The following is a 25,293-nucleotide window of genomic DNA, read 5'->3' on the forward strand; positions in this document are numbered from 1 at the left end:
CAATACCTGAAACCCGATTTCGCGTAAATGCTGTGTAACACCGCTCGAGAATCAGAAACCCTTACCAGGGTTGAGGATTCCGAGTGGATCGAACGCGGCCTTGATCGATCGGTGCAGTTGCATGCTGTCCTCACCGAGCTCGAGAGAGAGCCAGCGACGCTTCAGAACGCCGACGCCGTGCTCTCCGGTCAGAGTTCCGCCGAGTTCGAGAGCGCGCCGGAAGACCTCGTCCGCGGCGGTCCACACGGCTTCGGGGACCGAGCCGTCGGCAGTGCGGTCGAAGACGAAGGTCGGATGGACGTTGCCGTCACCCGCGTGCGCGACGGTCATGATCTTGACCGAGTGCTCGGCGGCAGCCCGGTCGATACTTTCGAGCATGTCGGGCAGTTTCGACCGCGGGACCCCGACGTCTTCCACCAGACATTGCCCGAGTCGTTCGGATGCAGGATAGGCGAGTCGGCGAATCTCGAGTAGCTGTGCGGCTTCTGCTGCGTCCTGTGAGACGGCGACAAAATCGGCGCCGGCCTGCTCGAAGTGCTTCTGCATCGCCGCGGCTGCTGCGTCGGCGTCGACCCCATCGGCCTGTGCGATCAGCATCGCGGCGGTGTTGTCTTCCAACCCGATTCGTTTCCAGTCGTCGACTGCGCGAAGGGTTGCTCGATCGATCAGCTCCAGCAGGCTCGGCCCGATCCCGCCGCGAACGACCGCGGCAACCGCGTCCGCTGCGGAGCGGAGAGAATCGAAACTGCCGACGACGGTGACCGGTGCTCTCTTGGGCTTGGGCTGCAACTTGAGCGTGGCACTCGTGACGACTCCGAGTGTTCCTTCCGAACCGACGAGAAGACTGGTCAAGTCGTATCCCGCAACACCTTTGACGGTCCTTCGGCCTGTCCGCACGATCCGACCGTCGGCGAGCACAACCTCGAGACCCAAGACTGAATCGCGGGTGACGCCGTACTTCACGCAACGAAGTCCACCGGCGTTGGTGGCGATGTTTCCGCCGATCGTGGAGATCTCGAAGCTGCTCGGATCGGGGGCGTACATCAGCCCGTACTCGTCTGCTGCTCGACTGATGTCAGCGTTGATCACCCCGGCTTCCACGACAGCGAGCTGATCGTCCGGATTGACCTCGAGAATCGAGCGCATGCGAGTGGTCGAGATGACCAGGCAGCCCTCGACGGCTGTCCCGCCACCCGCCAAACCGGTTCCCGCACCGCGGGTTACCACCGGGACACGGTGAGCAGTAGCCCATTTCAGAGCCTCGGAAATGTCGGCCGCAGTTTCAGCGAGCATGACGGCTGCCGGATGGCCGGGTTCGGCGAGATGGGCCTCGTCGCGACGGTACGAGTCCATTACCGCCGGGTCGGTGATCAGGCGACTCGAACCGATCGACCGAGCGAGTTCGTGGACGGACATTCTTTTCTCCAGTCGGTCAAAGGTTGTGTGCGAGAGCATCCACAGCGGCGATCACGGCGTCTTCTGCGGCCCGCTCGCCGACGGTGACCCGCACTCCCTCGCCGGGGAACATCCGGACCGAGACACCCTGGGCGACGCAAGCCGCTTCTAGTGCAGAAGCTCTCTCGCCGAGAGGGATCCAGACGAAGTTCGCTCCGCTGGGGACGGACTCGACGCCGCGCACAGCGAGTTGCTCACGTAGGTGAGCGCGACCCGCGGTTACCGTTTCGACTATCGAATCGGTGTGCGCCGGATCGGTCAGCGCTGCGCAGGCCGCGGCCTCGGCAACGGCGCTGAGCCCGAAGGGCGGTGCCGCGCTGGAAAGATCCGCTGCGATCGCCGGATTGGTGATGGCATAGCCGGCACGAAGGCCGGCCAATCCGTAAGCCTTGGAGAAGGTTCGGAATACGACGATGTTGGGAAAGGCTCGAAGCAGGTCGACGCCGTCGACATCGCTGGTCGCGAACTCCCGGTAAGCCTCGTCCAGAAGGATGAGGACGTCACCCGGGATCGAGCGGGCGAACGAGACGAACTCGGCGGTCGAGAACTCGCTTCCGGTCGGATTGTTGGGGTTGCAGACGAGTACCGCGCGGGTCTGCGGAGTCACGGCTGCCGCCATTGCACTCAGATTGTGCCGGTGTTGGGAATCGAGTGCGACGGGTACACCGCTCGCCCCGGCGATTCCGATCAGTATCGGGTACGCCTCGTAGCTGCGCCACGGGTAGACGACTTCGGTGCCCGGGCCCGTGTATGCGGTCAGTACCTGCTGGAGCAGTGCCAACGACCCGGCGCCGACCAATACCTGGTCGTCGCCGACACCCAGGCGGTCGCTCAACCGGGCGATCAGCGTGTCGCCGAACAGCGACGGATACAAGTGCGAGTGTGAGGCCGCGAGATTGACGGCCTCGAGAATTGCCGCCGAGGGTGCAACCGTCGACTCGTTGCTCGACGCCCGCCACCGAACCTGCTCGAGGCCGGCGGCTTTGGAGTACCGAGGGAGTGCTTCGATTTCGGGTCGGGGGCGAGGCCGCAGCGCTCCGGGCGCGCTCATGCCAGGGCGCCGATCGCGTTCTCCGCGGCCGCAACGAGTGCACCCGATGCCGCCAAGTCCACCGCGGCCTCGATCTCGGGGGACAGGAAGCGATCGGTGCCCGGCCCCTGCACCTTCTCGCGGAGGGCCCGAAGGACGGCTCCGGTGGCTGGTGAGGGTTCGAGTGGGGAGCGCAAATCGATTCCTCGTGCTGCAGTGAGTATCTCGATCGCGAGAACGCGGGTGAGACCGTCGATGGACCGGCGGAGCTTACGTGCACCCGACCATCCCATGGAGACGTGATCTTCCTGCATGGCCGAGGAGGGAATCGAATCGACGCTGGCGGGGCTTGCGAGTCGCTTGAGTTCGGACACGACGGCAGCTTGTGTGTACTGCGCGATCATCAGTCCGCTGTCGACTCCGGGGTCGTCGGCAAGGAAGGGAGTCAGACCGTGGTTGCGTGCTACGTCGAGGAAGCGGTCGGTGCGGCGTTCGCTGATCCCCGCGACATCCGCGGTCACGATGGCGAGGAAGTCCAAGACGTAGGCCACGGGAGCTCCGTGGAAGTTTCCGTTGGATCGAACCCGTCCGTCGAGGGTGACAACGGGATTGTCGACAGCACTGGCCAATTCGCGCCCGGCGACGAGGCGGGCGTGATCGACGGTGTCGCGTGCGCCGCCGGCGACCTGCGGTGCGCACCGCAGTGAGTACGCGTCTTGAACCCTGGTGCAGTCAGGGCCCGCATGGCTGGCGACGATCGGGGAATCGGCAAGCAGACGCACCATGTTCGACGCGGCCGCGCCCTGGCCGGGGTGGGGGCGAAGCGTTTGGAGGTCCGCGGCGAACACCTGATCGGTGCCGAGCAAGCCCTCGACGCTCATGGAGGCAGCGATGTCGGCCAACTTGAGCAGATGATCGAGATCGGTGATCGCAAGGGCCAGTTGGCCGAGCATCCCGTCGGTACCGTTGATCAGTGCGAGGCCTTCTTTCTCGGCCAGAACCACCGGTTCGAGGCCATGGGCAGCCAATGCTGTTGCCGCATCGGTGAGTTCACCGTCGGCGGTGCGGACGGAACCTTCGCCGATGATTGCCATCGCCACATGAGCCAGTGGTGCCAGATCTCCCGAGCATCCGAGGCTGCCGTATTCGTGCACCACCGGGGTGATGCCTGCGGTGAGTAGGTCGGCGTACGCCTGTGCGACCACGGGGCGCACTCCGGTCCTTCCGGTGGCGAGCGTCGACAGGCGCAGAAGCATCAAGGCCCGGATCACTTCGCGTTCGACTTCCGGTCCCGAACCTGCCGCGTGTGAGCGGATCAGGCTGCGCTGCAACTGCGTCCGCAGATGCGCCGGAATGTGCCGGGTGGCAAGTGCGCCGAATCCGGTGGAAACCCCGTAGACCGGCGTGGGATCTGCGGCCAGGGCCTCGATGCGTGCACGACTTTCGGCGATCGCGGTCAGTGATTCCGCGGTCAATGCGACGCCGTAACCGTTGCGCGCGACGTCGACGACGTCGGCGATGGTGACAGCGCCGATTCCGACCTCAATGGTTCGGGTGGCTGTATGGGTGGCAGGGGTGGCGTTCATGGGACTCCAATGATGATGCGGTGGTGATCCAGCAAGTCTTGTATACGAGACTCTAGTCTTGAATATGAGACGAAAACAAGGCCCGCAAAGTACGCAGCGGAGAAATTGGCTACATGTCTGCGGTCGGGGTCTCCACCATTCGATCTCCGAGATCGGCAGAGAACTCGGCGCTGACGGCGCGCACTCGGTCGGCGATCAGGGCACTCTCCTCGGCCGATTTGGAGCCCGAGAGGAAGGTGACGCCGAGAGCTGCGACCGGACGACCGTCCCGCGTGATCACGGGGCTGGCGATGCAATTGATCCCGGATGTCGTCGCATTCTCTTCGACCGCATATCCGCTCTCACGTGCTGCGGCGAGCAGTTCTCGCAGTTCGGCGAGCGTCGACGGTCCCGTTCCGGTCCGCGTCGGCCAGGTGTATCCCTCGTAGAGCGCGCTGATCTGTTCCACGTCCAGACGGCTCAGAATCGCGCGCCCGACTGCGGTGAGATGCGCTGGAAGGCGAGTCCCGATTTCGGTCACCAATCGCACGCCCGGCTTCAGTGGTTCACGTTTGTCGAGGTAGATGACGTCAGACCCCTGTAGTACCGCGAGATGAGACGTCTCATCCGTCGACTGAGTGAGTGCCAGCATGAATCGTTGGCCCTCACGGTGAAGTGGGCCTGAGCGCATGTACGACGCACCGACTTCGAACGCCGAGACACCCAGGGTCCAGGCGCGTTGATCAGCCCAGTACGAGACGAACCGTCGATCCCGCATGACATTGAGCAGATGATGCGTCGTGCTCTTGGGCAGGTCGAGGGCGCTGGAGATGTCCGCGGTCGCCAGCGGCACACCCCGGCGAGCCAGCAGATCGAGCACGTCGAGCACGCGCTCAGCGGATTTCACGCGGCTCGTGCTCATGGGGTGTGTCCTTACAGGTAGGTCGGAGGAGGGAGTGGGGAACCCACATTGTCTCGGATACGAGACTGAATCGCCAAGCGCTCGGGGTGGTCAGGGAGTCTGGCTGCCGAGTTCCGCGGACAACCGTGCGCAGTGCTCCACCAAGACGCGACCGTGGCTGGCGCAGACCTCGTCCGTCAGACGGAATGTCGGGCCGACGACGCTGAGCGCTCCGGCTATCTGACCGACTGCGTTGTAGATCGGCGCGGCAACTCCGGTCGAGTGATCCTCGATGGTGTCGTGCGCAATGGCGTACCCGCTCTCTCCTACCTTGCCGCTCAACGCTGCGCCGACGGCGGTGCCGTCCAGGGGAACGCTCTGTCCCACCCACCCCATGTGGCGGATCGCGTGCGTGCCCTCGATCTGATCGAGATACAGCGCAGTGTCTTTCGGTCCCATCGTCGACAGGTAGGTCGATTCCCTCGTGGTTTCGGCGATGGCCTTCATCGCGGGCCGGGCTCTCGGCAACAGTTGATTGTCACCGAGAGCGCGAGCTCCGATCTGCAGTAGCCGCGGGCCGACGCGATAGACGTTGTCCTCGCCGCGAACGACGAACTCGGTTTGTTCGAGGCTTCTGATCAGGCGAAGGGCGGTACTGGTTGCCAGATCGGTTGCCTTGGCGGCGTCGCCGAGCGTCAATCCGCCGTGCTCGACGATCGCACCGAGAAGTTCGAACGTGCGATTCGCGCTGCGGGTCACGTCGCCGGGGGCCATGTCCTACTCCAAGTGCCGAGGGATGTCTGCGCTGAATCTATCGCGAGCCCGGCAGTACCTCACCGTGGTGCTCGTCCAGCAGGGGACTGCGGCGGACATCGGGGCGTCGGCTCTCACCGAACACGACGGGTTGTCGTACGTAGGAGATCTTTCCTGCTACCGGGTGCTCGAACGATTCGACGACTCCGCGATACTCGGCCTGTGCGGAGGTGAGTGCCTGCTGGACGTCCCAGATCTCCGAGCCGGCGAGGCCCGCGTCGCCGAGAATGCCGACCACGTCGGCGACGGTCTTTCCTGCAGCCCAGTTTTCGATCTCCTTGCGCAGTGCCGGCTCGTTCTCGGTCCGGGCGGTGTCGTCGGCAAATCGAGGATCTGCGATCAGGTCGATGCGATTCATCGTCTGCGCCAATTTCTCGAAGCCGGATTGGCTCGCAACTGCGAGGACAAAGAGACCGTCGTCGGCCTTGTAGGTGTCGAACGGTGTCGACACCGGATGACGGTTGCCGACGCGTGGGGGAGTGACCCCGGTGGATTGCAGTTGGCTGTGTGCTGTCGGCAGCATGGCGAGCATGCTGTCGAACATCGCGACGTCAAGGTGCTGCCCGAGTCCGGTCGCCCGTGCACTCAGCAGGGCGGTACTGATTCCCCAGGCAGCGAACAGCCCGGCGACCAGGTCTCCGAACGACTCACCCAGCCGGGTCGGGCCGGATTCTTCCGAGCCGGTGATGCTCATGATTCCCGAAAGAGCCTGGACTACAAGGTCGTAGGCGGCGGCGCCGGACATGGGCCCGTCCTGTCCGAAACCGGAGATCGACGCGTACACGATCCGCGGATTGCGAGCCCGCGCAGCCTCGTAGTGGATTCCCAGGCGCTTGGTGACGCCCGGGCGAAAGTTTTCCACGACGACGTCGGCGGTCTCGATGAGCGTCAGCAGCGCCTCACGGTCCTCGTCGTTCTTGAGGTTGAGTGCCACCGAACGCTTGCCGCGATTGAGCACGTTGAAGTAGATGCTTTCACCGTCGCGGAACGGGCCGAGGTGCCGAGAGTCTTCACCGTGTTCGGATTCGATCTTGACGACGTCCGCACCGGCGTCGGAAAGCAGTGCGGTGCAGTAGGGTCCGGCGAGGACGCGCGAGAGGTCGATGACCCGGATGCCGTCGAGTGGGGGAAGTGCAGACATGTCCGCGCCTTTCAGAAATCGGTGGAACGCGGCGACGGAGCGTTGCCGGCAATGGTGAGCAATTGGATCTGCGAGGTGCCCTCGAAGATGCGGAGAATGCGGCAATCGCGGTACAGGCGTTCGATTTCCGATTCGCGCATGAATCCCGCGCCACCGTGGATCTGCACGGTTTGATCGACGATCGAGAAGCAGGCCTCGGTGGCGACGTACTTCGAAATCGATGCGGCGCGGCGGATGTCCTGACCGGCATCCTTGACGTCGGCGGCCCAGTCTGCGGTGACGCGTGATGCGACCAGTTGCGCGTCGCAGCCACCGAGGAGTAGCTGGATTGCCTGGAAGTCGAAGATCGGCGTGCCGAACTGCTTTCGCTCCGTTGCGTACTCGCGTCCCAGTTCCCAAGCGCGCAAAGCGATGCCGTTTGCCATTGCCGCTACGTCGATGCGTGCTCGGTTCAGGGCGGTCAAGGCGATGTTGCCGCCGCGACCTTCGGTGCCGATCACCGAGTCGAGCGGCAGCACGACGTCGTCGAGGTAGACGGTGTATGTCGGAGCCGAACGAATTCCCATCTTGTCCTGCGGCTCCGAGTAACTGATTCCCGGAGTGCCCTTGGGGACGACGAAGGCGGTGATGCCGCGGAATCCTGCGCTCGGGTCCGTCTTGGCGAAGAGCACGACCAGGTCGGCTTCCTTCGCGTTGGAGATGTACGTCTTGGATCCGGAGAGATGCCAGCCGTCGTCCTCGCGTCGAGCGACGGTACGCATCGAGGCGATGTCGGAGCCGGCGTCGGGTTCGGTGAGTGCAAATCCGGCCAGCAGTTCGCCCGACGCGAGCTGGGGCAACCAGCGGTGCTTCTGCTCTTCGGAACCGCCGACGAGAATCGGCTCGAGGCCCAGGTAGTGCGCGGTGTAAATCGATGCCAGTGCGGCGTCGGTGCGTGCAACTTCTTCGATGGCGACCAGTTGGGTTCGTGTCGACAGGCCCAGACCGCCGAATTCCTCCGGCACGGAAATGCCCATGAGGTCCTGCTGTCCGAGGCGCTTGACCAGCTGCGCCGGGAACTCTTTGGATTCGTCGCGTGCGGCTGCTCCGGGTTGGATCTCGGCGTTGGCGAAGGCTCGGACGGTGCTGCGGAACTCAGCGAGATCAACGCTGTCGATGTCGTGCGCGGTCTGGGTGGTCACGGGGGGCTCCTTCGAAGCGAGGTAGTTCACGAATTTCATCTAATGGAATCTAATTGCCATTAGTTGGCACGACTGACTATGGCTGAGGGTGGCGAATTTGTCCAGGGGTGGAGCTGTTGTGTCGCGGCTCACGTTCTGCAATGATCAACTTGTCTAAACCTGTATAGACAAGTTGATCGCGGATCGAACCCACTACAAGTCGGAAGCAGCGTGGCTTTCGGCGGAAGGTGCTGACATGAGCCTCGTTTCAGTCGACACGACACCGGACTCCGAGAATGTGAGGAGGGTGTGCAGTACGTATTTCGAGGGCTTGTCGGCTGATCGATACGCGGCGCTCGCCGAAGACCGCAAGCTTGCGATGGTCGCCGCGCACATGGATCTTTCGCGCCGACGGGGACACAACTCGTCGATCTCGAGACTCGCGCCGGCCGGGGAGCTGGGGGACGGGCCGGCAATTCAATACGTCGGCGACGACATGCCGCAGCTCGTCGAAGCGGTACTGGCGACACTTGCCCGCGCGCGCATGGAGCCGGAATTCGTGGTGCACCCTGTGCTTCGCACAGTCGTGCATCCGGCGCACAGCACCGAAGACGCCCGGGTCGGGGAGCGTGCCGAATCATGGATCCACATAGGACTACCCGCACATTGTTCGGACGCGCAGGCGCAGGTGATCGCTGATGACGTCGGTGGAATCCTCGACCGTATCGCGCGTGCCTTCCGCGATTCCGTGCCCCTGCGAGATCTCGTCGACGAGGCGCGCGGGCAACTGACCTCGGGCGGTCACGCCGAAGAAGCTGACTTCCTCCAGTGGTGCAGTGCCGGAAACTTCAGTGTCGTCGGCGGTGCGCGAACAATCGACAGGCACGAGCCGTACACCCTCGGCGTGCTCCCCGATCCAACCGGCTCTTCGGATTCGAAGGCGGTGCCCCTCGCGATCGGAGTGGTGTACCTCGGGCAAGGGTTCGGTGGATCCGCATACGCCACAGAGATCGACGTGTCAGTCGGTGACCGTGAATACCGATTCATCGGGTCCTTCACCTCGACCGGACTTGTCGCAGACGTCAGGCGATCCCCCCTCGTGCGAGGGCGCGTCGCAGACATCTTCGACGCCTCCGGATCCACCGTGGATTCGTTTGTCGGACAATCGATGCTGGCGGTGATTCAGTCGATTCCGATCACAGTCCTCTTTGCCGCCGACCCGGCCCGAATTGCGGACGCACTGGACGAACTCACTTCTGTGGACGGCCGCACGTCGTTCCATCTGTTCCTGCAACCCGTGGGATGCTCTCCGACGACGGGGCAAGACCAGGAGCTGTCGGCTTTGCTGTTCGTTCCGCGCGAGAAATTCAGTACGACGATCAGAACAACGGCCGAGTCGGTACTCGCCGAGGCGCTTGGTGCCCGCACCATCGAGTTCTCCAGTCGAGTATCGGAATCTCCCTTGGCCGTCGTGCATTTCACGGCCACAGTCGGCGGCGGCGCGAACTTTGCATCGGCGCGACAAGCGCGGGAGATTCGGGATCTCGTCGTCGACGCGTGCCTGACGTGGGACGAGCGTTTCGTTCTGGATGCTTCGCACTACGACGAGCAGCGCAGGCGTGCTCAGTTCGCCGAGCGAGTTCCGGTGGCGTACAAGCAGGATTTCGACGCCGTCCGAGCCGCCGAGGACATGGCGGTATTCGACGGCCTCGAACTCGGAGAGGTGAGCCCACGGTTGGCCCGATCTGTCGACGGACCCGGTACTCACCGACTCGGGCTGTACGTATCGGGTGACCCGCTCTCGCTGGGCGAGGTGCTGCCCGTATTGCAGAGCCTGGGCGTCGACGTGGTCGACGAGCGTCCGTACGAGCTCGTCTCGGCAGGCTCGGAACAGTCCTGGATCTACGAGTTCACGCTCGACTATCCGAGTGCGCCGGTCGAAGGCTTCGACAACTTTGCCGCGCGGTTCGCGGCGACGTTTGCCGCGGTTCGAAACGGCTCCGCCGAGCCGGACTCGTTCAACGAACTTGTCGCGATCGCCGGACTCGGTTGGAAACAAGTAGTGGTGCTGCGGGCATACGCGGAGTTCTTGCAGCAAGCAGGATTTCCGTACAGCACCAGTCGCGTCGCCGAGGTACTTGCCGATCATCCCGAGATCGCCGCCGGTCTGTGCGAATTGTTCGAGAGCCGTTTCGATCCCGACGTCGTAGACGGAGATCGAGGTGCGCATGCAGCAGCGGAGATGGAAACGGCCGTGGCACAAGTGCAAGGACTCGACGCCGATCGGATCCTGCGTGCATTGTCCGAACTGGTCCGTAACACGTTGCGTACCAACTACTTCGTCTATGGCACCGAATCGCTCGGCGCACTCTCGTTGAAGTTCGATTCGGAGAAGCTGTCCGTACTGCCCTTCCCTCGACCGAAGTTCGAGATATTCGTGTACTCACCCGATGTAGCAGGTGTGCACCTTCGCTTCGGTACGGTTGCCCGCGGCGGCTTGCGTTGGTCGGATCGGAAAGAGGACTTCCGCACCGAGGTACTGGGATTGGTGAAGGCGCAGGCAGTCAAGAACGCGGTCATCGTGCCTGTCGGTGCGAAGGGCGGATTTGTCGTCAAACGCCCGCCGGTTCCAGGGCAGGGTGTAGACGCAGACCGAGAAGCTACCTTGGCGGCCGGGATCGAGTGCTACCGATCCTTCATTCGCGGACTACTTGATCTCACCGACAACGTCGACAAACAGAGCGGCGCCGTTGTCGCGGCGCGAAGGGTCGTTCGCCACGACGGGGACGACACTTATCTTGTTGTCGCCGCGGACAAGGGCACTGCAAAGTTCTCCGACATCGCGAACGACGTTGCCGCGCAGTACGGATTCTGGCTCGGCGACGCCTTCGCATCCGGTGGATCGGTCGGCTACGACCACAAAGCCATGGGTATCACGGCGAAGGGCGCCTGGGAGAGTGTCAAGCGGCACTTCCGGGAATTCGGCGTCGATACCCAGCACGACGACTTCACCGCGGTGGGGATCGGAGACATGAGTGGTGACGTCTTCGGCAACGGTATGTTGTGCAGCAAGCACATTCGTCTCATCGCGGCGTTCGATCATCGGCACGTGTTCGTCGACCCGAACCCGTCACCTGAGCGCTCGTACGACGAGCGATCACGTCTCTTCTCGCTCCCACGATCGTCGTGGGCCGACTACGACCCGACCTTGATCAGTGCGGGTGGCGGAGTGTGGGAACGCTCGGCGAAGCGCGTTCCGATCAGTGACGAGATGCGAGAGGCACTGGGTCTCGACGCCGACGTCACCGAACTGACTCCACCGCAACTGGTTCGGGCGATTCTGCGGTCCCCGGCAGATCTCTTGTGGAACGGCGGCATCGGAACGTACGTCAAGGCCTCCGGTGAGTCCGACCTCGAAGTCGGCGACAAGAGTAATGACGCGGTTCGGGTGAACGGCAACGAAGTGCGTGCACGTGTGATCGGTGAAGGAGGCAATCTCGGCCTCACCCAAGCAGGACGAATCGAATACGCGCGTATCGGCGGACGGATCAATACAGACGCCCTCGACAATTCCGCGGGAGTCGATTGCTCCGATCACGAGGTGAACATCAAGATCCTTCTCGACTCCCTGATCAGCTCAGGCGTCGTCGCGGACTCACATCGCGACGCACTGCTCGAATCGTTGACCGATCAGGTCGCCGAACTCGTTCTTGCAGACAACCGTTCACAGAACGAACTGATGGGCACCACGCGTGCGGATGCGGGGGCAATGATCGGCGTGCACGGCAGAGTGATTTCGAACCTCGAATCTCGCGGAATCGTCGACCGCGTCATCGAAGGGTTTCCGACCAAGAAGCAGTTCGCCGCGGCCGAGAAGACGGGAACGGGGCTGACGTCGCCGGAACTCGCCACACTGATGGCCCACGTCAAACTCGATCTGAAATCCACGCTGTTGGCTGGAAGCTCGATCGACAACCAGATCTACCGCAAGGCGCTGGTGAACTACTTTCCGGAGGGCGTTCGAGATGCAGGGGGCGACGCCCTCGACCGGCACCCACTGCGGCGCGAGATCGTCGCGACCGTGCTGACGAACAACGTCATCGATCGGGGCGGCATCACCTATGCGTATCGGCTCGGTGAAGAGGTCGGCGCTGATCCGGAAGACGCGGTACGTGCCTTCACCGTGGTTTCCGAGGTGTTCGGACTGTGGAAGTTGTGGCACGACATCAGCAAAGCCTCGATCTCGACCGCCGTATCCGACGAGTTGATCCTGCTCACCAGGCGACTGCTCGACCGGGCGTCACGGTGGATGCTGACGCGTCGGCCGCAACCGCTGGCCGTCGGGGCCGAGATCAGCAGATTCGGTGATCGCATCGCGGAGGCGTCGACCGAGCTCGATGACTGGCTGGTAGGCGCAGATCAGCGGAACCTGGCTGCGCGAACGGTCCTCATTACGGACAAGGGCGCGCCGGAGAACCTGGTCAGGCGAGTGGAGATATTGCTCGATCAGTTCGGACTGCTCGATGTGGTGGAGATCGCTGACCTCGCCGATCGCGCAATCTCGGAGACCGGTGAACTCTACTTCCGGCTCGGTGAGCATGTTGGGCTCGTCCCGATGCTCAATCGAGTGTCGGCATTGAGCAAGGACGGAAAATGGAACGCGTTGGCGAGGTTGTCGCTGCGGGACGAGTTGTACTCGACGGTGCGGGCCTTGACCCTCGACGTCTTGGCCGACGCGGAAGCGGGTGACTCGACAGCGGAAAAACTCTCCAGGTGGGAAGAAAGGAATGCGTCGAGAATCGAGAGGTCGACTCTCGCGCTCGCCGAGATCGAGGCATCGGGGCAACGCGATCTTGCTGCGCTTTCGGTTGCGACGAGCCAATTGCGGCGCATGGTGGGCTAGGCCCGGCGCGGACGCCCGCGGATTGATCGGAAAGGTGCGCGAGACGGATAGACTTCGAAGGCCGAACGGGAGAACCGACTCGGTGGTTTTCGACGAACGGGTGGTGGCGATGGCGATTGCTGAAGTGGACGCAGAACTCGCCGTGCTGTTCAACGAGGCAGGCGGCGAGTCCGCCCCTGCCTACGAACGGGTGAAGAACCTCGTGGTCTCGCAGATCAATTCGGGTCGGTGGACCGAAGGCGATCAGCTGCCTTCGGAAAATCAACTGGTCAGTGCGCTTGGGTTGTCACGCATGACGATCAACCGAGCGCTTCGTGAACTCACCAGCGACGGTCTGATCGTGCGGATGATGGGGGTCGGTACTTTTGTCGCCGCCACGAAGACCGCGTCCCCGCTGTTCGAAGTAAAGAACATCGCCGACGAGATTCAGCGCCGCGGCCACCGTCATCGAACCGAGGTCGTGTTCGTTCGTGAGGAAGAAACCGACCACGGGCAGACGTTCCTTCGTGAATCGGTGGGCAAACGGGTGTTCCATTCGCTGATGGTGCACTTCGAGGACGAAACCCCGATTCAGGTGGAAGACCGGTTCGTGAATCCGAACGAGGCGCCCGACTATCTGCGCCAGGACTTCACCGCGATCACCCCCAACAACTACTTGAGTGACGTTGCGCCTCTGGTTCGCGGCGAGCATGTCGTGGAAGCAGTGTTAGGGAGCCCGGACGAATGCGAGCTGCTCCGCATCGGTCGAGGGGAACCGTGTCTGTTGATTCGCCGCCGCACCTGGTCGGCCAACGGGTTGGTCAGTGCGGCGCGCTTGATCCACCCCGGTTCACGCAATCGCTTGGAAGGAACCTTCGAGCGCTGATCGTTTCGAGTGGCGAGTCCTGAACGCAGGCTCGTCCGATCGCACCATTTTCGGGGTCGAGTTCGGTGCAATCGACCAGGACGTGACTGCGAGCACACTGAGATCATGGGTGGACGGTTATTGCTTCCGCAACCTCACTTCCCGACGAGTGAGACCTGAGCGGATCGCAGCAACGCTATCTACGCCACTGGCTTCCATGATCGAAGGAGTTCGACCTGTGACCGACTTGCCCAAGGACCTACTTGTCGCCCCGAAGTGGCAGGAACGCCTCGACGAACTGGCAGCCAAGCATTCGGTACCTGGCGCGCAGGTCGGTGTGATCGCGCTGGGCGAAGACGGTGCAGCGGATATCCGTGTCATCACCACCGGAGTGACGAGCCTGAACACGCGTGTCGACGTCGACGCAGACACCCTGTTCCAGTACGGATCCGCGAGCAAGATCTGGACGACGACGCTGATCATGCAGCTCGTCGACGAGGGCAAGCTGACGCTGGACACCCTGGTGGTGGAGGTGCTTCCGGAGTTCACGATCGCGGATCCTTCCAACACGAAGGAAATCACGATCCGCCAGTTGCTCACGCACACAAGCGGTATCGACGGAGACCTGTTCAACGACACCGGCGACGGCGACGACTGCGTCGAGAAGTACGTCGACGAACTCGCGACCGCGATCAGCGTCACCGAGCCCGGCGGGCATCTGAGTTACAGCAATGCAGGTTTCGCCGTTGCCGGCCGTATCGTCGAGGTTCTTCGTGAGATGACGTGGGACGAGGCGTTGGTCGAATACCTCTGGAAGCCACTCGGATTGACGCACATCATCACCAAGGCCAAGGATGCCCCGCTGTTCCGCACCGCCGTCGGTCATGTGGCGAACCCGGATCGGACGTCGCCGGACAAGGTGGTTCCGACCAAGCAGTGGCTGCTTCCCCGCGGTATCGGTCCGGCCGGGATCATCACCGGATCCGTCAGCTCGCTTCTGACCTTCGGCGCTGCACACATGCGTGACGGCCTCGCGTTGACGGGTGAACGCATTCTGTCCGAAGAATCCGCGCGTCTGATGCGCACCCCACAGTTCGACCTGACTGCCGTCTCGAGCGTCGATCAGGCCTGGGGTCTCGGCTGGATCCTGTCCGACTGGGGCGGTGTTACGTCCGCGCAGCACGGTGGTGCGACGATCGGCCAGATCACTCGTTTTCACACCTTCCCCGAACTCGGCCTGGCCATGGCAGTTGTCACCAACTCGCGTGGTGGCGGCGCCCTGGCTCACGACATCGAGAAGGAGATCGCTCAGGAGCTCGATCTCGTTCTGCCGGAGCCGAAGTCCGAACCGGATGCAGCAGACATCGATCTGTCTCACATTCTCGGGACCTATGAATCGACAACCGTTCGAATCGAACTCACGCGTGGCGACGACGGCGGATTCCAGGTTCAGAACTTCGCCAAGGTCGAGATCGACGGCGAGCCGCCGGCCCCGCCCACCAAGGTCGTGCCTCTGTCTGCTTCCCGGTTCTCGATCAGTAACGAGAGCGCTTCTGGCGAGATGGCTCACCTCACGATCGATGGCGAGGAATATCTGTACATGACACGGCTTTTCAAGAAGATTTCCGACTAGCCGCGGCGAGATGATTCTCTCCGCTGAATGAAATCTCGGGCAGGTCGAGGGCGATGAGGGCCCTCGACCTGCCCGCACTACTTTCTCGAGGAAAACTCATGTTGAAACCTCTCGCTCCTTTTCCGGACGTGAATCACCCAGCGGCACTGGATGCTTACGGCCTTGCGCCGATCATCGACGGTCACAACGATCTGGCATGGACGGCTCGCGAAACTGCCGCATACTCGGTGGAAAATCTGGAGAAGGATTCCATATTCCAAACCGACATCGACAAACTCGGTCGCGGTGGCGTCGGTGCGCAGTTCTGGTCGGTTTACACCCCGTGTGACAGGACGGAGGCCGAGGCTGTTCAGTACACACTCGAGCAGATCGACTATGTATACCGGATGATCGAGCGGTACCCGGATACTTTCGAATTCGCGCGCACCGGTGACGACGTGCGTCGCATCTGGAGCGAGGGCAAGGTCGCGTCATTGTTGGGTGCGGAGGGCGGTCACAGCATCGGCAGTTCGCTCGGCGTTCTGAGAATGATGGCGCGCCTTGGTCTTCGGTACATGACTCTGACGCACAACGACAACACCGGGTGGGCGGACTCCGCGACGGACACTCGAGTACACGGCGGGCTGACCGACTTCGGTCGCGAGATCGTGCGCGAAATGAACCGGCTCGGCGTGCTCGTCGATCTGTCGCACGTCTCGGTGGAAACGATGAGAGATGCCATCGAGACGTCGTCGGCGCCGGTGATCTTCAGCCATTCGTCCTGCACTCAGCTATGCGGTCACCCCCGTAATGTTCCCGACGACGTCATGAGGCTGCTCGCGGACAACGGCGGGGTCATCATGATCGCCTTTGTGCCCATGTTCCTTTCTTCCGAGTACAACGAGTGGTTCAAAGGCGGGCGGGTCGGCCCACGGCCGGCGATGACGGTGGACCATCTGGCCGATCACGTCGAGCATGCCCGAGACGTCGCGGGCATCGATCACATCGGTTTGGGTAGTGACTACGATGGGTTCGACGACTTTCCGGACGGTATGCAGGACGTATCCGGTTTCGCGGTGTTGATAGACCGTCTGGCGGAACGCGGTTGGTCCGCGGAGGACTTGGCAAAGCTGATGGGCAACAACGTGTTGCGTGTGCTCGACGAGACCAGTGCGGCCTCGATATCGAGCCTTTCCTAGCCGTATCGACGCCCGAGAAGATGAGGATGAGAATGAAGAAGATTCGTACCGTTGCACTGAAGGTGGTTGCTTCGGTGTCCGTAGTTCTGGTTGTGCTGGTATCGATAGCGCTCGTATTCAACGTCGGCTCCAGCAAGGCGAACGTTCCGACCGCGGAAACGGGCAACCAGTTCGTGTCCGTCGACGGCAAGAACATGAGCTACTCGATTCGCGGCAGCGGTGATCGGACCATCGTGCTGCTGCCCGGGTTCGGAACGTCCGCACCGATCCTCGACTTCAAATCACTCATCGACGAGCTTGCACCTGACTACCGAGTTGTCGCGATCGAGCCCTTCGGCTACGGATACAGCGACGCAACCGACAAGGACCGCACGGCTGAGAACATCGTCGAAGAGATACACGAGGCTGTGCAGGCCTTGGGGATTGACGAATACATCCTCATGGGTCACTCCATCACAGGTGTTTATGCCTTGGACTACACCGCGAAGTACGGCGACGAGGTCACCGCTTTCGTAGGCATCGACAGCAGCGTCCCGGGGCAGCCGAACATGGACACCAAGTTCCCGATCGAAGTCTTCCGCGTTGCAAAGAAATTGGGCTTCTCCGACGTTCTGGCGAAACTCGGTGGCAGTGAGGAAACCGATGCCTACCTCGATGAAGCCGAGAAGGCAGAGATGAGCCGACTGGTCGCGAAGAACAACTTCAGCGACACGTATCTGAACGAAATGGATCACCTTTCCAGCAACTTCGCCGCGGCGATCGGCAAGACGTTCCCTGCCGATCTCCCGATTCTGTTGTTCGCTGTACAGAATTCCAAGGTCCAGGGTTGGACAGAGCTGCACGAAGAACAGGCAGCATCGGTCGATCACGGTGAATTGGTCTTGCTGGACGGAGACCACTACCTACACCACACCAAGTCGAAGGAGATCGCCGAGAACCTCGAAAGGTTCCTGGGCGAGCTGAACTGAAACCCGTAGGACGTTAATGTTGAATGCGGGGCCATCGAGTCGAGATGGTCCCGCTTCTTCTTTCTCTACTGATCGTTCGGAGGCGTTGTGGCACAGACCTTGTCACGTGATGAACTGGCGAGTGCGCTGGACTCGGCGTATTCGAAACTCGACGCGTTACTCGACGGCGTCGCCGAGGCCGATGCGTTCGACGCCGTTGCCGTCGATGCGTGGACGGTGCACGACGTACTCGCTGTGCGTGTCTGGTGGGCAGAGGCCGTCGTAGAGTGGATAGGTGCCGGACTGCGAGACGAGACACCGCAGACGCCGGCTGCGGGTTACAAGTGGACGCAAACACCCGCGCTGAACCAGTCGGTGGTCGAGGCGAGTGCAGGTACCTCGGTTCGAGAGCTTCGGGATCGTTTGCGCGCGGCTGTCGCAGCGCTGCGTCGATACGTGGGAACTCTCGAAGACGATCAACTGCTGTCGGTCGGGGTTTTCTCGTGGACCCGGACGTGGCCGGTCTCGAGGTGGATCGCCGTCAACACGATCACCCAATACGCGTCGTTGTCGAAAATGATTCGGCGAGTGCTGAAGTCGAACAATCAGCCCTGAAGTCGATGCATCCGCCATACGTCCGGTCCGTCGGGGAGCGAGGTCTGGCCGACGATCGTGAAACCGAACCGTTGGTACAGCGGGAGATTTCGTTCGGTCGACGTGTCGAGCCAGCAAGCCTGTTCGGTTCGATCCAGTTCCGCCAAAGCATGTTTCAGTAGTGCAGAGCCCAATCCACTGCCCTGCGAACGCGGTGTCGTACCGATCGTTGCCAACGACCACGCGTGCTCGAGGGCGGGAAGCGCAGACAGTTGTTCGTCAGCCTGGAGAACGCGCTCGAACCGATCTCCGTGCAGTTCCACGATCTTCTCGACAGTCGCTTCATCAGGCTCCGGGGCGTCGGGCGGCAGGACTGCGATGACGCCGTTGCCTGAATCATCGATGTATGAACGTCCGAACGGTAGTGCCAGGTGTTCGAGGTAGATCCGTTGCAGAGCGGCGACCCGTTCCACGTGAGAGTCTTCGGCGACGCACCAGTTCGTCCAGGGATAGTCGGCAAAAGCCTCGCCGAGAACCTCGGCGGCACGGTCGAGGTCGTCGATGGACAGCGGTCGAACAGAATTCTGCATAGTGCCACTTCAGCACAATGGTGTCTTCCGTCGCCACTCGATTTCGGCGGTGTAGCAGGTGCGCGGGCCGTGGTCACGTACTTGTGAGTTCATTCAAGAAAGTTGGACGCGGCTGTCGATCCTGCGTTCACTGGTAGTGATCGGGTAATCGCCGAGCTGTCAATTTCGGGCACATGAGATCCGGGTACGGCGATTCCCCGCGAAGGGAATGAATATGAACAGGCTCGAAGGCAAAAATGTAGTGATCACCGGCGCCGCCAGCGGAATCGGGCGTGCAGCAGCACAACTCATGGCGGCAGAAGGCGCCAAGGTGCTGGTCGCCGACCTCGATCCAGCTCGAGCGGAGGAAGCAGCGGCGGCGATACGCGAGACCGGCGGCACTGCGCTGGGTTTCGGCGTCGATGTCATGAACGAGGAGTCTCTGGCAGCGATGATCGAAAGGGCGGTCGCCGAATTCGGTGGCATCAACGTCTTGTGCAATCACGTGGGCGGTAGTAATCCGCGCAAGGATCTCGACCTGCTCCGGATGGACCTGGACGAGTGGGATCGCGTGATGTCGCTCAACGTCCGCAGCACTGTCGTCGCTTCACGACTTGCCATTCCGCACATGAACAGTGCCGGTGGAGGATCGATCGTCAACACGGCCTCGGTAGGTGGATTGATCGGGGATTCCCTGCAGTCTGCCTACGGATCCGCCAAAGCGGCAGTCATTCGTCTGACGCAGTACATCGCAGTCCAGTACGGAGCAAACGGTGTTCGGTGCAACGCCGTAGCGCCGGGCGCGATCATGACACCCGCACTCGTGGACAACATCCCTGCTGATGTCATCGACGGCATGAAGCAGGCAAACGCGCTGCCCTACCTCGGTGAACCCGAGGATATCGCACACGCCATGGTCTACCTGGCCTCGGACGAATCTCGCTACATGACGGGGCAAACCTTGGTGGTCGACGGTGGACTCACCAGCAAGAGTCCACTCGCGACCGGCCGTTCGTCGATGTTGAGCTGAGTCAACTCCGCCAACCGCTGGGGCCGGCGCCCAGAACCTCGATGGATCCCTGACTGGCGTGTGAATGCTTGGTGCGGTGCGTCATTCGCCACCTTCCGTCGATTCGGGTCCACGAATCGTGGTAGTCGCCGAGGGTGAAGAAGTTCAGGTGAGCTTTGCTCCCGGTGCCCACATGCATGTCGCTGACATAGGAGCGGCTGGTGGCAATATCACCGACCACCTCGACCAGCACGTTGCCGATCAGATGTTGGGTGGGACCGCACTCGTCGAGGAACGAGCGGATGGAAGCCACAACCTCGGCAGGTCCGCGCAGAGTTCCGGTTCCCAGTTCTGCCGTAGCGTCCGGAGTCATGATCCGGTGGAGTTCATCCCAGTCCCGCGCATCCATGGCTCGGGCGAACTCGAAAATGGAGCGGGTGATCTCGCGTTCGTCGAGAAGAGTGGTGATGTCGACGCCCATGCTGTGCGCCTTTCTTAACGTCGGGGGGTTAATAAAGGCGCACAGCAGAAGTCAGCGGTTCAGCAGCTTGCGCATCGCTTCGGCAGCGCCCTTGACCATCTTGTCTCGGGGGAAGCCGCTGCGCTTCTTGGCGCCTTCGTAGTTTCCTGCAGCAACCCAGATCGGGCCGTCGGCAAGGTGTTCGAGGCCTTCGCGTGCAACATCCTTGGGCTCTGCGACGTTCATGCCCGGGATGTCGAAGTTCAATCCCGCGCGAATCATGGCCGGCGTGCGAGTGACACCGAGAATGAACTCGACGACGTGAACGCCGTACGGCTGAAGTTCGAGCCACAGGCTTTCGGCGAAGATGCGACCGAAAGCTTTCGAGGCCGCGTAGATGCTCTGGTGCTCGGAGCCCATGAATCCGGCCAGCGAACCGAGCAGCATGATGCCGCCTCGTCCGCGGTCCTTCATCAAACCGCCGAAGTGGTGCGAGAGTTCGAGTTGCTTGTTGATGTTCAGCTCGATGACTCCGGCAAATCCCGTCAGATCACCGGTGACGAACTCGTGGCCGTAGCTGTTGGCGCCGGCGTTGAAGATGAGCAGGCCGACCTCGACGTCGTCGGTGACAGCCTTGATCTGGTCGAGCGCGTCGGGAACCAATAGATCCAGTGCGAGAGTGCGTACTTCGACGCCGTTGGCGCGTGCCTTGGCCGCAGTCTCCTCGAGCGGCCCCGGCTTGCGGGCGATGAGAACGAGGTTGATGCCGATCTTGCTGAGCTCGTCGGCGAACCCTGCGCCGACACCTTCGGAACCGCCGGCGATGACTGCCCACGGGCCGTAGTACTGGGGATCGATCATTACTACCTTCTTCGAAAGATGTTGGCTCGGCTAGTGAAACGGAGCGGGTACTGGTTCGCTGTCGTCGACGATCGGCTGAGGCACCGGCTCGTCGTTGAGAATCTCGAGCTTGCCGGCCGTTGCAGCGTTCACGATGGACGCGATCAAGGCGCCGCACTCCTTGCGGGGAGCACCGGGTCGTCCCTCACGTTGCCCGAATTCACGGTCGTCGGCGATTTCGAGGCACTGGGCGCGGGCCTGGTCACTCCACTGAACGGTGGTGTGTTCCCAACTGTTCTTCTGGACCAGGACCTGCGCCTTGCACTCAGCGCACTGAAGAGGCTGCATCTTCGTCTGCCTTCTTCGCAGCGAGGTTGTCTTCGACTTCCTTCTGCCAGGCGGCGACGGGTCGCGCGGTGTCGAGTTCGAATTCGAAGCGTTCGGTCATCTCGGGAGCGATGTCCGCGACGTCGACGTAGAACTGCTCGTACCAGCGGCGGAGCTGGTAGACCGGGCCATCCTCTTCGCACAGGAGCGGGTTCTCGATGCGAGTCTTGTTCTTCCAGATCTCGACGTCCTGCTCGAAGCCCTTGGCGATGAACGTGCCGAAGTTCGCGGCCATCGCGTCGGCGGCTTCACCCTGGAAGCGATCGGACTTCTTGACGATGATGCCGTACTGGAGCACGAACTTGTCAGCGCTGACCGGGTAGTGGCAGTTGATGAGCACAGAGTCGACGTTGTAGTCCTCGTACTCGTAGGTCAGGTCGTCGACCATGAAGGAGGGGCCGAAGTACGTGGCAACCGAGTTGCTGCCGACCATCTTCGGGGTGCCTGCTGCGTGGGGACGCATATCGGAGCGAGCGACGCCGCGCATGTACTGCGTTGCGGCGTGGCCTTCGAAGACGTTCTTGAAGTACGTCGGGAAGGAGTAGTGCACGTAGAAGAAGTGCGCCATGTCGACGATGTTGTCGACGATTTCACGACAGTTGGTGTCGACGGTCGTGGTGTACCAGACCCAGTCGCTCCACTCGTCGCTGAGCGCGCCTTCGATACGGGGGATGGCTACGTCGTCGGTCGGCGGGTTGCCCTCGGGGTCGTGCCAGACGAAGAGCATGCCGTCCTGGTCGAGGGTCTGCCATGCGCGCGTCTTGGCCAGTGGGGGAACGCGGCGTGCATACGGAATCTTCTGGCACTTGCCGTTGCCGCCCCAGCGCCAATCGTGGAACGGACAGGCAATGGCGTCGCCCTTGATGGTGCCCTGGCTCAGGTCGCCACCCATGTGGCGGCAGTACGCGTCGAGGATCTTGACGTTGCCTTCACTGTCGGCGAAGACGACGAGCTTGGTGCCGAACGCCTCGATGGAGTGCGGCTGGCCGTCCTTGAAGGACTCCGTGAGCCCAATGCAGTGCCATCCACGTGCAAAGCGAGTAGGCGCGGTTCCAGCTTGGATCTCGCGAACTTCGTCGTTGTCGGACTGATTGATCGTCACGATGAGTCCCGTCCTTTCCAGGGTCAGTGTCGACGCCCGACGCTAGGGGAGCGTGAATTACCGCTGGGGCCTCGTCTCACTGGCCGGGACCAGCGGCGAGCGAGTGGATCCGGCGGCTGATCCCGGCCTCCGGGACTTCAGATCATCGGAACGCGTGACCGACATATCGTGACGGGGCAGCCGTTATGTCTATCTGCCGATCCGCTCCCTCACGGTTCGGTGCGAGGAGTGTCTTCCATGGTCAACAAGGTTCTGAGCTCAGTCCGTGATCTGCTTCCGAAGATCGCGGCCCGCGCTCAGAAGGTCGACGATTCGCGCAAGATCTCCGAACGGACCATCCGGGAGCTTTCCGAAGCCGGCGTCTTCTCCATGCTGGCGCCGAAGAGATATGGGGGCGCCGAGAGCGACCCGGTCCACTTCTACGAAGTGGTCAGGGCAATCTCCGCTGCCTGTGGTTCGACCGGTTGGGTCGCGTCGGTGGTGGGAGTGCACCCGTGGCATCTGGCGCTTTTCGACGACCAGGCACAGGCCGACGTGTGGGGAGAGGATCAGACGACGCTCATCTCGTCCGCGTACGCGCCGGTCGGTCGACTGACGGCGGTGGACGGTGGTTACGAACTGTCGGGCCAGTGGGGCTTCTCTTCCGGCTGTGATCACGCGAGTTGGGCATTGCTGGGCGCGATGGTGGTCGGGATGGACGGCCGGCCGGTCGATTTCATGACGGTGTTGGTGCCGCGTACGGATTACGAGATCCGAGATGTCTGGGATGTCGTGGGGATGCGCGGCACCGCGAGCAACGAGATCGTGGTCGACAAGGCCTTTGTGCCCGAGCACCGATTGAAGCGCAACTACGAGACCGCACAACTTCGCGGCCCAGGCCAAGCAGTCAATCCTGGTCCGCTGTACAAGCTTCCGTTCGGGAGTATCTTCACCTCGACGGTCGCGGCTCCGTGTGTGGGCATCGTCGCCGGTTGTTACGAGGGATACCTGGACGTGATGCGTGAGCGGGTCCGTCTGAGCTTGGGTGGTGGACGGTTCAGTGAGGACCAGTTCGCTCAGGTTGCCGTCGCGCGTGCGTCGTCGGAGATCGATGCCGCGATTCTGCAGATGGATCGCAATATCCGGGAGATGTACGAACTTGCTGTCGCCGGCAAGGAGCTTCCGCTCTCGATGAGGCTGCGCGCGCGTCGTGATCAGGTTCGCGCGACGGAACGTTCGGTGGAGGCGATCGACATGCTGTTCAAGACAGCAGGCGGGAACTCCCTCTCTCGTGGAAACCCGATCGAGCGTGCGTGGCGAGACGTTCATGCGGGCAGCGTTCACGTTGCCAACGAACCCGAGCGCGCGTTGGCGCTGTACGGCCGGGCGGCGTTCGGACTGCCGGTGGAGGACAACCTGATCTGACCGGTTGGCGTGCCGCCGAGTGGGGTATTTGCCTCTGGATGAGGGAAGTTCCGGCGCTGACTATCGGCTCGATCGTGGACATGGCGGGTGTCGCGCGGGCGAAAGTGATGCCGGCAGGCCGAAGCGGTGTCTTCGAGGAAGTCGGTGCGGGGGTCTCGCCGAGTTGGAATGTTTTCTGCAGCGACGATCGGATTGCCTTCACCGATTCCTTTTCCGTCGTGGGTGATCTCCGGTTGCGTATCGACCGTTCCGACCTCCGTGATCTCGGCGAGGGTGTGTCGTGGGCGCCGGCCACTTTGTACGAGCAAGACGGTTCGACGGCTGCCGTGTGCACCCGGTCCGCACTCACTGCCGTCGTGGCGCGGCTTGCTGCCGACGGACTGGAAGCTCGGGTGGGTCACGAGATCGAGTTCACTCTTTTCGGTGATTCGCGCGACGGAGCGTGGTCGGCGTACGGGTTAGGTGCAGTCCTTCGCCGCGAGGACTTCCTCAAGGACCTTCTGCGCAATGCCGAACGCGCACAACTTCATATCGAGCAAGTTCATGCGGAGTACGGACCGGATCAATTCGAGATCTCCATCGCTCCGAGCGCTCCTGTTCAAGCGGCCGATCTTGTGGTGCTGGCCCGGATCTTGATCAGCCGCACTGCCAGAGCCCATGGATTGGCGGCATCGTTTTCACCGATACCTACGATCGGAGGTGCCGGGAACGGTGCACACCAGCACTTTTCGTTGATCTCAGGTGGGCGGCCCGTCTTCTCCGGTGGTGGTCAGGACTACGGGATGACCGACGAAGGATCATCAGCTTTGGGTGGAATCCTTTCTCACCTCACGGAATTCACGGCCGTCTTTGCTTCCTCGCCGCTCTCCGGCCCCAGGCTGCGTCCGGACAATTGGTCGGGGGCCTACGTCTGTTGGGGGCTCGAGAACCGGGAAGCGGCACTGAGGTTCTGCACGGAGTCACTGTCGAATCCACACGGCGCCAACGCCGAAGTCAAGATCATCGATCCATCGGCCAATCCGTATCTGGCCACCGCTGCGGTACTCGGTCTTTCGCAGATCGGTATCGACAATGCCGCGCCATTGCCGCCTGAAATCGTGGTGAACCCGTCGACTCTCACAGAGGCGGAACGTGATGAGCGCGGGGTGACCCGAGTCCCCACCGATCTCGGCGAGATCGTGCAGAAGTTCAACTCCTCCTCGGTGGCGAGGGAAATCTTCGGGGAGTCGATCATCGAAGCGATGGTGTCCGTGAAGGGAGCTGAGCGGGAGACGTTCTCCCAGATGGACGAGGCGACAACCGTCGAGCGGCTTCGATACACCTGGAGTTGAAGGGGTTGACGCTTAGGATCGTGAATT

21 protein-coding genes are annotated in these 25,293 nt (G+C 62.1%); 9 read left to right on the plus strand and 12 right to left on the minus strand.

Annotated elements, in window-relative coordinates:
* Positions 1 to 51: 51 nt before the first annotated feature.
* From CPI83_RS04675 to CPI83_RS04705, 7 genes are all read right to left on the minus strand, one after another.
* Positions 52 to 1,416, minus strand: coding sequence for an FAD-linked oxidase C-terminal domain-containing protein (locus CPI83_RS04675; protein WP_020909178.1), 1,365 nt, complete (start codon positions 1,414 to 1,416; stop codon positions 52 to 54).
* A gap of 16 nt (positions 1,417 to 1,432) precedes the next feature.
* Positions 1,433 to 2,506, minus strand: coding sequence for a histidinol-phosphate transaminase (locus CPI83_RS04680; RefSeq protein ID WP_031333802.1), 1,074 nt, complete (start codon positions 2,504 to 2,506; stop codon positions 1,433 to 1,435).
* Complete coding sequence (gene hutH / locus CPI83_RS04685; protein WP_097386854.1) at positions 2,503 to 4,071, minus strand: histidine ammonia-lyase; 1,569 nt, start codon at positions 4,069 to 4,071, stop codon at positions 2,503 to 2,505. Before hutH ends, CPI83_RS04680 begins: the two co-directional genes overlap by 4 nt.
* Positions 4,072 to 4,180: 109 nt before the next feature.
* Positions 4,181 to 4,972 (minus strand): IclR family transcriptional regulator, encoded by a 792-nt coding sequence (locus CPI83_RS04690; protein WP_019745347.1) that lies wholly within the window; start codon positions 4,970 to 4,972, stop codon positions 4,181 to 4,183.
* 90 nt (positions 4,973 to 5,062) lie between these two features.
* Positions 5,063 to 5,725, minus strand: a complete 663-nt coding sequence (locus CPI83_RS04695; RefSeq protein ID WP_019745346.1) for an IclR family transcriptional regulator — start codon at positions 5,723 to 5,725, stop codon at positions 5,063 to 5,065.
* A 37-nt stretch (positions 5,726 to 5,762) separates the two neighbouring features.
* Positions 5,763 to 6,905 carry a CoA transferase gene (locus tag CPI83_RS04700; RefSeq protein WP_097386855.1) on the minus strand — a complete coding sequence of 381 codons (1,143 nt, stop codon included), beginning with the start codon at positions 6,903 to 6,905 and terminating at the stop codon, positions 5,763 to 5,765.
* Between the two features lie 11 nt (positions 6,906 to 6,916).
* A complete protein-coding gene (locus tag CPI83_RS04705) occupies positions 6,917 to 8,086 on the minus strand; it encodes an acyl-CoA dehydrogenase family protein (RefSeq protein ID WP_019745344.1) in 1,170 nt (389 codons plus the stop codon).
* A gap of 235 nt (positions 8,087 to 8,321) precedes the next feature.
* Between CPI83_RS04705 and CPI83_RS04710 the strand changes: the two genes are divergently transcribed.
* The 6 genes from CPI83_RS04710 to CPI83_RS04735 all read left to right on the plus strand — a co-directional run bounded on the left by CPI83_RS04710 (position 8,322) and on the right by CPI83_RS04735 (position 18,185).
* Positions 8,322 to 12,968 carry an NAD-glutamate dehydrogenase domain-containing protein gene (locus CPI83_RS04710; protein WP_232816864.1) on the plus strand — a complete coding sequence of 1,549 codons (4,647 nt, stop codon included), beginning with the start codon at positions 8,322 to 8,324 and terminating at the stop codon, positions 12,966 to 12,968.
* A 109-nt stretch (positions 12,969 to 13,077) separates the two neighbouring features.
* The gene (gene hutC, locus CPI83_RS04715) at positions 13,078 to 13,833 is read left to right on the plus strand and encodes a histidine utilization repressor (protein WP_198586358.1); all 756 of its coding nucleotides are present in this window, start codon (positions 13,078 to 13,080) and stop codon (positions 13,831 to 13,833) included.
* 217 nt (positions 13,834 to 14,050) lie between these two features.
* Positions 14,051 to 15,445: a serine hydrolase domain-containing protein gene (locus CPI83_RS04720; RefSeq protein ID WP_029537034.1), complete on the plus strand. Its 1,395-nt coding sequence runs from the start codon at positions 14,051 to 14,053 to the stop codon at positions 15,443 to 15,445.
* Between the two features lie 98 nt (positions 15,446 to 15,543).
* A complete protein-coding gene (locus CPI83_RS04725; RefSeq protein ID WP_097386858.1) occupies positions 15,544 to 16,623 on the plus strand; it encodes a dipeptidase in 1,080 nt (359 codons plus the stop codon).
* A 32-nt stretch (positions 16,624 to 16,655) separates the two neighbouring features.
* Complete coding sequence (locus CPI83_RS04730; RefSeq protein ID WP_097386859.1) at positions 16,656 to 17,591, plus strand: alpha/beta hydrolase; 936 nt, start codon at positions 16,656 to 16,658, stop codon at positions 17,589 to 17,591.
* Between the two features lie 87 nt (positions 17,592 to 17,678).
* Positions 17,679 to 18,185 carry a ClbS/DfsB family four-helix bundle protein gene (locus CPI83_RS04735; protein WP_097386860.1) on the plus strand — a complete coding sequence of 169 codons (507 nt, stop codon included), beginning with the start codon at positions 17,679 to 17,681 and terminating at the stop codon, positions 18,183 to 18,185.
* Here the strand turns inward: CPI83_RS04735 and CPI83_RS04740 are convergent.
* The gene (locus CPI83_RS04740) at positions 18,176 to 18,754 is read right to left on the minus strand and encodes a GNAT family N-acetyltransferase (RefSeq protein ID WP_097386861.1); all 579 of its coding nucleotides are present in this window, start codon (positions 18,752 to 18,754) and stop codon (positions 18,176 to 18,178) included. The genes CPI83_RS04735 and CPI83_RS04740 overlap by 10 nt on opposite strands.
* 214 nt (positions 18,755 to 18,968) lie before the next feature.
* Here CPI83_RS04740 and CPI83_RS04745 point away from each other — a divergent pair, with 214 nt between their 5' ends.
* Positions 18,969 to 19,763, plus strand: coding sequence for an SDR family NAD(P)-dependent oxidoreductase (locus CPI83_RS04745; RefSeq protein WP_097386862.1), 795 nt, complete (start codon positions 18,969 to 18,971; stop codon positions 19,761 to 19,763).
* 1 nt (position 19,764) lies between these two features.
* Here the strand turns inward: CPI83_RS04745 and CPI83_RS04750 are convergent, their stop codons facing one another.
* From CPI83_RS04750 to CPI83_RS04765, 4 genes are read right to left on the minus strand one after another with little or no spacing between them, the layout of a single operon-like run.
* Positions 19,765 to 20,223, minus strand: coding sequence for a nuclear transport factor 2 family protein (locus CPI83_RS04750; RefSeq protein ID WP_021331968.1), 459 nt, complete (start codon positions 20,221 to 20,223; stop codon positions 19,765 to 19,767).
* A 51-nt stretch (positions 20,224 to 20,274) separates the two neighbouring features.
* Positions 20,275 to 21,063, minus strand: a complete 789-nt coding sequence (locus CPI83_RS04755; RefSeq protein ID WP_097386863.1) for an SDR family NAD(P)-dependent oxidoreductase — start codon at positions 21,061 to 21,063, stop codon at positions 20,275 to 20,277.
* Positions 21,064 to 21,093: 30 nt separating this feature from the next.
* The gene (locus CPI83_RS04760) at positions 21,094 to 21,390 is read right to left on the minus strand and encodes a hypothetical protein (RefSeq protein WP_019745334.1); all 297 of its coding nucleotides are present in this window, start codon (positions 21,388 to 21,390) and stop codon (positions 21,094 to 21,096) included.
* The gene (locus tag CPI83_RS04765; RefSeq protein WP_019745333.1) at positions 21,368 to 22,531 is read right to left on the minus strand and encodes a Rieske 2Fe-2S domain-containing protein; all 1,164 of its coding nucleotides are present in this window, start codon (positions 22,529 to 22,531) and stop codon (positions 21,368 to 21,370) included. Before CPI83_RS04765 ends, CPI83_RS04760 begins: the two co-directional genes overlap by 23 nt.
* 237 nt (positions 22,532 to 22,768) lie before the next feature.
* On the opposite strand from CPI83_RS04765, the gene hsaA reads away from it, so the two are divergent.
* Positions 22,769 to 23,935: a 3-hydroxy-9,10-secoandrosta-1,3,5(10)-triene-9,17-dione monooxygenase oxygenase subunit gene (gene hsaA, locus CPI83_RS04770; RefSeq protein ID WP_020970820.1), complete on the plus strand. Its 1,167-nt coding sequence runs from the start codon at positions 22,769 to 22,771 to the stop codon at positions 23,933 to 23,935.
* Positions 23,936 to 23,973: 38 nt separating this feature from the next.
* Entirely contained in the window at positions 23,974 to 25,266 is a 1,293-nt protein-coding gene (locus CPI83_RS04775; protein ID WP_097386864.1) for a glutamine synthetase family protein, read from the plus strand.
* Positions 25,267 to 25,293: the final 27 nt, after the last annotated feature.

It is taken from the genome of Rhodococcus sp. H-CA8f, from assembly GCF_002501585.1.
In the GTDB taxonomy this organism is placed as follows: domain Bacteria; phylum Actinomycetota; class Actinomycetes; order Mycobacteriales; family Mycobacteriaceae; genus Rhodococcus_F; species Rhodococcus_F erythropolis.

Bases quoted from the DNA above. Each gene is read 5' to 3' on its own strand.
- CPI83_RS04675 (WP_020909178.1), bottom strand. From the start codon at position 1,416: ATGTCCGTCCACGAACTCGCTCGGTCGATCGGTTCGAGTCGCCTGATC.
- CPI83_RS04680 (WP_031333802.1), bottom strand. From the start codon at position 2,506: ATGAGCGCGCCCGGAGCGCTGCGGCCTCGCCCCCGACCCGAAATCGAA.
- hutH (WP_097386854.1), bottom strand. From the start codon at position 4,071: ATGAACGCCACCCCTGCCACCCATACAGCCACCCGAACCATTGAGGTC.
- CPI83_RS04690 (WP_019745347.1), bottom strand. From the start codon at position 4,972: ATGAGCACGAGCCGCGTGAAATCCGCTGAGCGCGTGCTCGACGTGCTC.
- CPI83_RS04695 (WP_019745346.1), bottom strand. From the start codon at position 5,725: ATGGCCCCCGGCGACGTGACCCGCAGCGCGAATCGCACGTTCGAACTT.
- CPI83_RS04700 (WP_097386855.1), bottom strand. From the start codon at position 6,905: ATGTCTGCACTTCCCCCACTCGACGGCATCCGGGTCATCGACCTCTCG.
- CPI83_RS04710 (WP_232816864.1), top strand. From the start codon at position 8,322: ATGAGCCTCGTTTCAGTCGACACGACACCGGACTCCGAGAATGTGAGG.
- hutC (WP_198586358.1), top strand. From the start codon at position 13,078: ATGGCGATTGCTGAAGTGGACGCAGAACTCGCCGTGCTGTTCAACGAG.
- CPI83_RS04725 (WP_097386858.1), top strand. From the start codon at position 15,544: ATGTTGAAACCTCTCGCTCCTTTTCCGGACGTGAATCACCCAGCGGCA.
- CPI83_RS04730 (WP_097386859.1), top strand. From the start codon at position 16,656: ATGAAGAAGATTCGTACCGTTGCACTGAAGGTGGTTGCTTCGGTGTCC.
- CPI83_RS04740 (WP_097386861.1), bottom strand. From the start codon at position 18,754: ATGCAGAATTCTGTTCGACCGCTGTCCATCGACGACCTCGACCGTGCC.
- CPI83_RS04745 (WP_097386862.1), top strand. From the start codon at position 18,969: ATGAACAGGCTCGAAGGCAAAAATGTAGTGATCACCGGCGCCGCCAGC.
- CPI83_RS04750 (WP_021331968.1), bottom strand. From the start codon at position 20,223: ATGGGCGTCGACATCACCACTCTTCTCGACGAACGCGAGATCACCCGC.
- CPI83_RS04755 (WP_097386863.1), bottom strand. From the start codon at position 21,063: ATGATCGATCCCCAGTACTACGGCCCGTGGGCAGTCATCGCCGGCGGT.
- CPI83_RS04760 (WP_019745334.1), bottom strand. From the start codon at position 21,390: ATGCAGCCTCTTCAGTGCGCTGAGTGCAAGGCGCAGGTCCTGGTCCAG.
- hsaA (WP_020970820.1), top strand. From the start codon at position 22,769: ATGGTCAACAAGGTTCTGAGCTCAGTCCGTGATCTGCTTCCGAAGATC.
- CPI83_RS04775 (WP_097386864.1), top strand. From the start codon at position 23,974: ATGAGGGAAGTTCCGGCGCTGACTATCGGCTCGATCGTGGACATGGCG.